This is a genomic window from Chitinophaga silvisoli (genome assembly GCF_003412465.1).
GTDB classification, from domain to species: domain Bacteria; phylum Bacteroidota; class Bacteroidia; order Chitinophagales; family Chitinophagaceae; genus Chitinophaga; species Chitinophaga silvisoli.
In genome coordinates, this window is the sequence record NZ_QTJV01000013.1 from 252,420 (window position 1) to 262,341 (window position 9,922).

General features: G+C 45.9%; 6 protein-coding genes. All 6 read left to right on the forward strand.

Annotation, left to right across the window (positions count from 1 at the left end; all coding sequences use genetic code 11):
• Positions 1–292 precede the first annotated feature (292 nt).
• The 6 genes from DXN04_RS28615 to DXN04_RS28640 all read left to right on the forward strand — a co-directional run bounded on the left by DXN04_RS28615 (position 293) and on the right by DXN04_RS28640 (position 9,781).
• Positions 293–1,066, forward strand: coding sequence for an SDR family NAD(P)-dependent oxidoreductase (locus DXN04_RS28615; RefSeq protein WP_116856835.1), 774 nt, complete (start codon positions 293–295; stop codon positions 1,064–1,066).
• A 406-nt stretch (positions 1,067–1,472) separates the two neighbouring features.
• Positions 1,473–2,279, forward strand: coding sequence for a phytanoyl-CoA dioxygenase family protein (locus DXN04_RS28620; RefSeq protein WP_116856836.1), 807 nt, complete (start codon positions 1,473–1,475; stop codon positions 2,277–2,279).
• Between the two features lie 258 nt (positions 2,280–2,537).
• A complete protein-coding gene (locus tag DXN04_RS28625; RefSeq protein WP_116856837.1) occupies positions 2,538–4,385 on the forward strand; it encodes a type VI secretion system Vgr family protein in 1,848 nt (615 codons plus the stop codon).
• Between the two features lie 99 nt (positions 4,386–4,484).
• Entirely contained in the window at positions 4,485–8,627 is a 4,143-nt protein-coding gene (locus tag DXN04_RS28630; protein WP_116856838.1) for an RHS repeat-associated core domain-containing protein, read from the forward strand.
• 18 nt (positions 8,628–8,645) lie between these two features.
• On the forward strand, positions 8,646–9,212 hold the full coding sequence (locus DXN04_RS28635) for a hypothetical protein (RefSeq protein WP_116856839.1): 567 nt from the start codon (positions 8,646–8,648) through the stop codon (positions 9,210–9,212).
• On the forward strand, positions 9,209–9,781 hold the full coding sequence (locus tag DXN04_RS28640) for a DUF416 family protein (protein ID WP_116856840.1): 573 nt from the start codon (positions 9,209–9,211) through the stop codon (positions 9,779–9,781). Before DXN04_RS28635 ends, DXN04_RS28640 begins: the two co-directional genes overlap by 4 nt.
• The last annotated feature ends 141 nt before the right edge of the window (positions 9,782–9,922 follow it).

Here is a 9,922-nt window from a genome sequence, read left to right on the forward strand (position 1 = left end):
TTTATGACGTTTACCAGATAAAATATAGCCTTTACAAAAATTGATTAGGTGGCACCAAGCTGTCGTATATCTTTGGTTCAGGTTTTTCATAGGATATGGTTAAAAAATTAAGGGCGGTATTCTTACCGCCCTTCTCTATTGGGTCTACAGGCTTCATTTTCAACCTTTTTTACACTTTTCTTACACTTTTTAATTAAATTCTCTCTTTATCGCTTCAATAAATAACTTATTTTTGTATTTTGTTCTCAGCTGTTCCTGTATTCCTTAAGCACAACGGCTAACCAGTTTTATTATGAATTATGCACTAATTACAGGCGCAAGCAAGGGGATTGGACGTTCCTTAGCCATCGTATTGGCTGAAAAAAAATATAACCTCATTCTTGTAGCAAGGTCCACGAGTGAATTGCAAGTGGTCTCGTCGGAGTTGATTACTAAGTATGGCGTACAGGTCGAATATATCGCGCTGGATCTATCTACGCCAACAGCTGCCGGGGAGTTATTTGAATGGGTCAGGGAAAAAAGGTACAACATTTCCATCCTGATCAACAATGCAGGTTATGCAGTGTGGGGCGATTTTGATGCTACCTCTTTAGATGATCAGAACAAGATGCTCCAGGTCAACATGCAAACACCTGTTGCACTCTGCCATCATTTTCTGCCTTTACTGAAGCAACAACCTGCTGCCTACATCATGAACGTAGCAAGTACTGCTGCATACCAGGCAGTACCAACACTCAGCACTTATGCTGCAAGCAAGGCATTTATGTTGTTGTTCACCCGGGGTCTGAGAGCAGACATGAAAGGCACAAATGTATCAGTTACCTGCTTATGTCCCGGACCAGTAAATACTAACTTTATAGACAGAGCCGGTATGCAGGCCATCAAGGCTACCGCGGAGAAGTACGGTATGATGCCGGACGAAGTAGCACGGATAGCCGTTAATGGTATGTTTGCAAAGAAAGCTGAACTGGTTCCAGGCTTCTTAAATGCGGCCACAGCATTTTTCACCCGATTGGTACCCAAAGCGATGGTTGAAAAAATTGCAGGGAATCTATATAAAAAATAAGTAAATTCATCCCCTAATTCGCGTACAATCCGGAGTGTGTTATTTTAATTTTTCTTAAGCCGGCCCGCACAGCCCCTTCCGGTTGCTTCGCAATTAATAGAGAAGACGACTATGGATTTGGGAGGATCAGGAATGGAAATTGAATCAATACAAAACCTGTTATTTATTATTTGGGGAAACGATAAAATACTATTATCTTTACCCTACAAATTTAGTAGACTAAAAGATGCGTTACAGATTATTATCAAAACAAATACTACAACTGACCTGTTTGTCGCAAAGTAAATGGTGTCCGTATTGTTGAAAACACTTGACCTATTTACCCTGTACTGTCCGGGTTTTACAATTTTTAACTATTTTCAATAATTCGTGATCAATCACCAATCATCTATAAATTTACCACATCATGTCTACGGCTTATACTACGTTTACACTAGGTGATACGCTAACCGAAGAACAAAGAGCATTTTTTGACGAGCATGGATACATTCACTTTTCCAGGTTCTTTACTCCGGAGCAAGTCCAGGAGATCATCAAAGCATCTGAAGAAGTACAGCAGAAATGGATCGCTGAAAAAAGAGAGAAAGTAAATGGAGTTCCCATCAAGTATGGTAAAGACTTGAATGGCGACCCTATTGTGCAACGCTTTGCCTTCATTAACCAGCACGCACCAGTATTGGCCGACGTACTGAAAGACAAGCGTTTCGATGCGCTTTTAAGCCTGATTGGTCCTGGTGCCCGCCTCGGTATTAACGAAAAAGACGGGATGGTATTTAACCATTACGTAAATGGTCCGGAAAGCAAGTTCACCAAAATGGGCTGGCATACAGACGGTTTGCGTGACATCTTCATGGGCGGTAAACTGAACCCAATGCTCAACGTAGGTCTGCACCTCAGCACCCTGAAAGTTGAGAACGGTGGTCTGAGAATCATACCAGGTACGCACAAACAGAGCAGGCTGAGCATGCTGTTCAAGAAAAAATACTTCATTGACCATGCACCAGACAAAAATGAGATTGCTATCACGCCTACAGCCGGTGACGTAACTGTACATGACGGCCGCCTCTGGCACCGTGTAGCGCTGAGCTCTGTAATTGGTGAAGAAAGCCGCAGAAGAGTGATCTATGTGCCTATCATTGCTGGGAAATATGCTCCCAAAAATGAAAACAGTCCAACCCAGTTCTATCAGCGCTTTGCTGGTATCGTTAAGTAAGGGCCAGGACATAAGTAGGGATATGCGAACATTTTCTTCAAAGTTTTGAGGCAGGAATTCTATTATCTTTTTTATACATAATTAAAAAGCCTTCTGATTGATTCAGGAGGCTTTTTTACTTTACTTAATTAAGGCGGCCGCAAGCGTACCGGCTCAATTAAATTCAAAAGAATTAGTTATTTTCGTAGCAACCATGTTTTTAAGTTCACTGTAGCCTGTTTTCCCATATGCCCCATTCTTTGAAGAAAAACCCATATTATGGCACTCAATACTGCAACCTCATTTTCTATTGCCGGCAATCAGTTCGACACCTTTCAGTCGATGGAATTAAGGCAATACATCAACGGCCATCACGAGTTTGAAATTTATGTCAGCTATGACTGGTTCGAGAAATTAGGAGGCGGTATCTCAGGCGCCTCGTCCAAATTCCTGGGAGAAGAAATTGAAATTAATGTTGCCCCCGCGGAACAACTCCCCGGCGTACAAAACCTGATCTTTAAAGGCATCGTCATGCAGATCGCTACCGGCAAGCAAGGCGATGGCACCCACGGCAACTGTGTGATCAGGGGCCAAAGTCCCAGCATCCTCCTCGAAGATGATTCTCACACAGCCGCATTCGAAAGTAAGTCACTCGCCGATATTATTTCCACTACCACCCAAAGCTATCCTCCCAACCTGCTGCGCACCAGCATCAACCCCGACACCAAAGAATCTCTCAAATACATCGTTCAATATAAAGAAAGCTCCTACGCTTTCATTAAGCGATTAGCGGAGAGATACGGGGAATGGTTTTTCTACGACGGACAGCAACAGGTATTCGGGAAATTTAGTCCCAGGACGACGGTGCTCACCCACCAGGTAGACCTCCTGGAATTTAATATCGAAGTTTCTGTAGTGCCCAACAATGCCAAATTCAATGGCTACGATTACCGGCAGGATAGCGTGGTGGAAGATACGACCAACTCCAAAGCCGCTGGAAAAATGAATACCTATTCACAAAAAGCCAGCGATGTGAGTGCTAAATTATACAACCGGGAAGGCCTGTTCAAAATGAACTATCCTTTTACCAGTAGTGCAAAATCCCAACTGGATAAGCTGACCACCCTGCAGAAAAAGAGTCGCCTCTCCAAAATGGTACAACTCAACGGAAGCAGTACCAATCCTTCTTTCAGGATTGGCGATACTGTGAGCATCAAGGACTCCACCTTCTCCAAAGAACAACACCACGGGGAGTATATGGTGACCAGCATACGGCATTATTGTGGTGCCAACGGCAGTTATCATAACGTGTTTGAAGGCATCCCTACCGATGTGGCAGCACCACATGTAGATTATACCAATATCCCTTATTGCGAACCCCAGTCAGCAACAGTCATTGATAATAATGATCCGAAAGGACTGGGCCGTATAAAAGTGAAATTCCGTTGGATGCAGTCCGGCCAGACACCCTGGATCAGAGTGGTTTCCGCTTCCGGCGGTGGTGATAAAGGCATGTTTATCATGCCCGAAGTGGGCGAAGAAGTGATTACAGAGTTTGAAGGTGGTAATGCCGAACAGCCTTTTGTAATTGGTGCCACTTACAATGGAAAGGCCAAAAGCAGCTATGGCAATGCTGGCAATGATGTAAAGGCGCTGAAGACCAGGAGCGGGAATACCATCCTGCTGAACGATGCCGTGGGGAGTGTAACCGTGATGGATAAGAATGGCAGTTCAATGGCGATGGATGGTGCAGGGAATATTACCATTAATAGCCAGACACTGGTAACGGTGAAAACTGATGACCATATTATTGTAGATGCGCCAAACAAGATCGAGTTTATCTCCAAAGAGATCCATTTGAAAGGAAGTGAACTGGTGGTAGTAGGCGAAGGAGCCGCACAGGTGAAGGTGGATAACAAGGCGAATAAGATCACGGCAGCAGCAGACAAGATTAAGCATAATGCTGTGACGCTCCATGAGACAATCAGTAGTGCGAATATCAGGATGCAAAGTGAGGTGTACAATGTGAAGAGCGGAACGAGTATCGGCATGGCAAGTAAGAGTGTGATGGTCAATGGTGAGGCGGATACAGGAATTATTGGTGGTACACTAAAACTAAACTGCTAGCATTTGCTGCAGCCGGCAGCCAGGAAAAGGGCATTCTTATTTTCGGTAAATGTCATTGATTCTCTTTGCCTTGCTTTTTGTCTTTAAAAACGGAAACTTATGCTCATCAGCAATAAACACTTCGTTCCGGTCATTGGACTGGATATACATATTGTCATTCTGTTCGGATTTCCCATTCCACTCCCCCATCCGTACCTTGGTTTTGTACTGGACCCCATGGACTACATCCCATTTCTCGGAGCTTCCACAAAAGTGAACCATGTGCCCAGGGGCGTGAGTGATACAAGTGGTATCATCATCATTCTCTTTCATTTTCCCATGGGTGGCCCCTGGCTGCTCGCTCCACTCATCGGCCACGACTCTGTGAACTTCTATGGTGCCAAAAACACCCTGGTAGAAGGCCGGATGTTAAGTCCCACCGGTCATATGCTCATGACCTGTAATGATATTGGTCTGCCGCTCTCCCTGAAGCCCGGCAAGAAGCTGATTCCCATGCCCGGCATGTACCTGCCTACTTCTTACTCCATTCCCCTCTCCTTTGGGAAACCCGTGATTGTAGGCGGCCCTTATGTGCCCGACTGGGCAGGGGTGCTCATGAACCTCCTCATGTCTTTCGGCTTTGGGGCCTTGCTCAAGGGGATCGGGAAGCTCGGGAAGAAAATGATGACCAAATTCAACCACGCCCTCAAAGGGAAACTGGGAAGCAATAAACTGAGCAAATTCCTCTGTAAACATGGCTTTGAGCCGGTAGACCTGGTACAGGGTATCGTGATTTCTGAAGGCCTGGACTTTGAATTATCGGGTCCCATTCCTATTGTGTGGGAACGTACCTGGAACAGCGATAGTGCTCACAAAGGCCTCTTAGGCCATGGCAACCATCTCTTCTACGATATGAGGGTACAGGAATTTGCCGCAGAAAATGCCACTGTGGTTTTACTGAGAGATGGCCGGAGTGCAGTGTTTGATGCCCTGCCCTATAGCGGCGACAAGGAATATAACAGGCATGAAAAGATGTTGCTCACCCGCACGGATGCTGATGAATTTGTGCTGTACGATTACGAGGACAAGCTCTTTTATACCTTCAAAAAGATCAGGGAAACGGATGAACAGTTTAGACTGTTTGCCATTCACAATAAGATGAATTTCCTTGTGACCCTCCATTATAATCAGAAAGGTCATTTACTGCGCATCACGGATAGTGCAGGCAGACAATTGCATATCAAAAACGATTTCGAAGGCCGGATCACCAGTGTAACCGCGCATCACCGTGGCCAGGAAATGCTGCTGGTATCCTATGAATACAATGAAGAGGGAGATTTAACTGCTATTGCGGATGCCCTGGGTCAGGCCACCCGTATCAGCTACCGGAATCACCTGATGGTTTCAAAAACAGATCGAACCGGCCAAACCTTCTATTGGGAATATGATAACAAAAAACGTTGTATTCATACCTGGGGAGATGGTGGACTCCTGGAAGGCTTTATTGAATACCATCCATCCGAAGGCTATAACCTGGTAACCAATTCACTGGGGGAAACCACTACTTATTACTACTCCCCTGACTTTGTCATCTCCCAGATCAGGGACCCTATGGGCAATTCCACCTTTATTAATTATACAGAAGACTTCGAGATCTACCAGGAAATAGATGAAGAAGGTACTGTAGCCGGATACACCTACGATGACATGGGCAATATGACCAGCGTAGTACAACCTGATGGCAGCAGCTACTCCTTCCTGTACAATGAAGCAGGTGAAATGATCCTGGGTATGGATGCTGAAGGCAATAGCAGCACTTATACCTATTACCCTGACAATGGGCTGTTGCATACCAATACCCGGCCCGATGGCAGTATCCAGATCATGCGCTACAACGAGCAGCTGCTGCTGGCAAGTGTAGAAGATACGGATGATAATATCACTACCATGGAATACGATGAGGACTTTAACCTTGTCAAAATGGTACTGCCGGATGGTGGCGAGGCGACATGGACCTACGATGTATGGGGTCAATGTACCAGTTCCAGCAACCCTGCCCGGCAGGTACAGCGATTCCGCTATGATGCCCTGGGCCGGATCACTGATGTGGAAACACCCGATGGTAACCACATCTCCATGGAATACGATGCCTACTTCCAGGTACTGCGTGCTGTAGATAAACATCATGATGTAAAGTTCTCCTATACGCCCCTGGGCAACCTGCGTACCCGCGAAGAAAATGGTGCGAAGGTGAATTACATTTATGATACTGAGTGCAGGCTACGCACTATCATCAATGAAAAAGGGGAGTCTTACCAGTTCGTACGCAATGCAAAAGGTGAGAGTATCCGGGAGACGGGCTTTGACGGCATCAGCTATGGCTTTGTACGTGATGCCACCGGGAAGGTGATAAAGGTAGAGCGCCCCGGGCAAAAACACAGCACATACGAATACGATTATAATGGCATGCTGGTGCGTGCAGAACATAGTGATGGTACCTGGTCCTCTTTTGCATATGACCGGAATGGGTTAATGATCGAAGCCACTAATGAAAACGGCACTGTGAGTTTCAAACGGGATGCCATGGGGAATGTGATTGAGGAGCGGCAAAACGGGCATGTGGTGAGTACCCAATATGATGAGAATAGCAGGAGGATGCGGGTGCAAACCTCGCTGGGGGCACAGGTGAATTTACTAAGGAACCGGATGGGAGACATCACCGGGATGAGGGCGAATGATTCCATTTCCCGTGATCCCTGGACTTTACAGATTCAATACGACCTGGCAGGCATGGAAACAGAACGCCTGTTGCCCGGAGGCATCAGCAGCAGTTTCACCTACGATAAAGCAGGAATGCCCGCCTCTCAGACAATCAACAGCAACAAACGCACGATACGCAAAACCTATTATCGCTGGGATGCCAATCAGCGCCTGCGTGAAATGGTGAATGCCCTAAACAACAGCAGTGTGAAGTTCGCCCACGATAATTTCGGCAACCTGGCCTGGGCACAATACGAAGACGGGCACTTCGACTACCGGCAGCCAGATAAAACCGGCAACCTGTTCAGATCCGTATCGCAAAACGATCGTAAATATGGCCCCGGAGGCCAGTTGCAGGAAACACCCGATGCAAGGTTTGAATATGATGCAGAAGGCTTCCTCATTAAAAAAATTTCATCCGGATTAAAAGTCTGGGAATACGAATGGACAGGCAGGGGCACCTTACAACAGGTCACCCGGCCCGATGGCAAAACAGTGCGTTTTGAGTACGATGCGTTAGGCAGGAGAACAGCCAAGATCTATGGAAATGAAATAACACGATGGGTCTGGGATGGTATGAACCCGGTGCATGAATGGACCTATCCTGTAGATGAACGCCCACAGATCAGGATTGATGATATGGGCAACATTATGCAGCAGGAAGAACCTGTACCTGCGGAGACATTGATCACCTGGGTCTTTGAAGGAGATTCCTGTATCCCGGTAGCAAAGATTATCAATGGTAAGCAATACTCCATTCTCTCTGATTATCTCGGCGTACCTTTTGCGGCATACGACGGGAGCGGCGGGGAGTGCTGGTCCTGCGAATTGGATATTTATGGAAAGGTTCGTAAGTTAGCGGGGAGTAAGGGTTTCATCCCCTTCCGCTACCAGGGGCAGTATGAAGATGTAGAGACAGGATTATATTATAACCGTTTCCGTTATTATAGTCCGGACGAAGGTGTTTACATCAGTAAAGACCCTATAGGCCTGGATGGCGGCAGCAGGTTGTATAGTTTTGTAAATGACCCGATGTCGCTGTTTGACTTACTCGGTCTACACCCCATCTTCGATGATGCGCTGGCAGAAAAAGCAAGACAGGCTCACAATGTGCTGAAAAGGAATATTCCCGGTAAGCCGGAGATCGGCTTTAATCAATCCACAGTTTCTATAGGCGAGGGTACGCTGCCCAGTGGTGAAAAGCAATTGTTTGCCTCCGGCAATGGTGCCAAGTTAACACCGGCACAACGTGCGAAGCTGATAGAACTGGGGGTACCACCAGAAAATATATACAGTGGTGTGGCGTATATGAAGAAGCCAGTGAACAAGTCGAAAGTGAAATCAGTAAGAAAGGCTTACAACCTGGAGAACCACGCTGAGAGAGTAATCATCAGGAACGCTCCGAAAGGAACGAAGTTTAAGAAATGGGGTATTTCATGGGCGAAATATCAGAAGAATGAGCCCTGTAGTAATTGTAAGCCCCATGTACAATGTGCATCATAAAACAAGTAATCAATATAAATGGCATTACCTTATTCAGCGTATAAGAAGAAAGTACAACCTGAGCTGGCAAAATTAACACCTGAGCAATTGCTTTTTATTGGTGTATGGACAGCAGATTATCTGGATAGACAATATGGCCCGGTTCTGGATGGGGATGGGTTTGCGAGAGAACATGAAGTGCTGCAGAATGCGATTGGGTTCTTGTGGAATGGGGTGGATGATCCTTCCCTGCTGAACGAAGCGGATGTAAAGAAGCAGCTAAAGCATGTGCGGAACATTGATATTGATAACCTGGACTTTCAGAAGCCAAAGGATTGTGGGATTTTGAAACTCATGGAGTCGGTAGAGAGTACCCTGAGTTATGTGAAGGACAGGAAGCTGGATGGCATATTAATGACTGCGTGGTTTCCGCTGGATGTACTGAACGCGGTGAAGGATGAACAATATGCAATGAATGAGACCCCACCGAAGTACAAGCTGGATGATCCGTTTTTCAGTGAAGAGCTGCAGGCACAGTTGAAATTGTTTGCCTATTTAGAAACGCAACCCAAATTAAGCAGCACAGATAAAACAATATTCAGATGATGGAACAATTGACCTTTTCTTCTTTTGATAAAACCCTGGATGCCACTTTTGCAAACCTGCCTTTTGAACAGTCCCTGTTCTTTGGTGCCTGGAATGCTGAGTACCTCTATAACAAATATGCCAATCACCTGCTGGAGCTGGATAATGAGGAAGGCTACGAGGTGCTGACAGAGGTACTCGCCTACCTGTGGGATGCGGTGGATAAAACTGCGGATGTAGCCGAAGAAGAAGTGGATGAGCAGATTGCCCGGCTGCATGAAATTGATATTGATGAACTGGACCAGGATGAGGCCAGGGGTGCAGGAGTTGTAAAATTGATGGAATGCCTGGAAAGTTCGCTGGTATATATAGAGGAAAAGAATTACGAGTTTATCAAAGCATGTGCTTATATCCCGATCGATGTAGCAGATGTGATCATGACGAATGAACTGGGATTGGATACGAATGATCCCAACAAACATATTCAGCATCCTTTGATGAAGGCGGAGTTTGATGCGGAGCTCAAAATGATGGATTACTTAAAAAGCCATGATGTGGTGAGCAGCAAGGATAGACATCTTTTCAGGTAAAAGCTGATTTCCTGATCCAGAAAAAGGGGCCTTCAGGGCCTCTTTTTTGGTAGTGTAAAATTCTTTGTGTAAATGTATATCAACTGTATCAAGTTAATACCACCAGCAGGTGGAGTGAAGTGAGGCGGAGCGCAGCGGAGC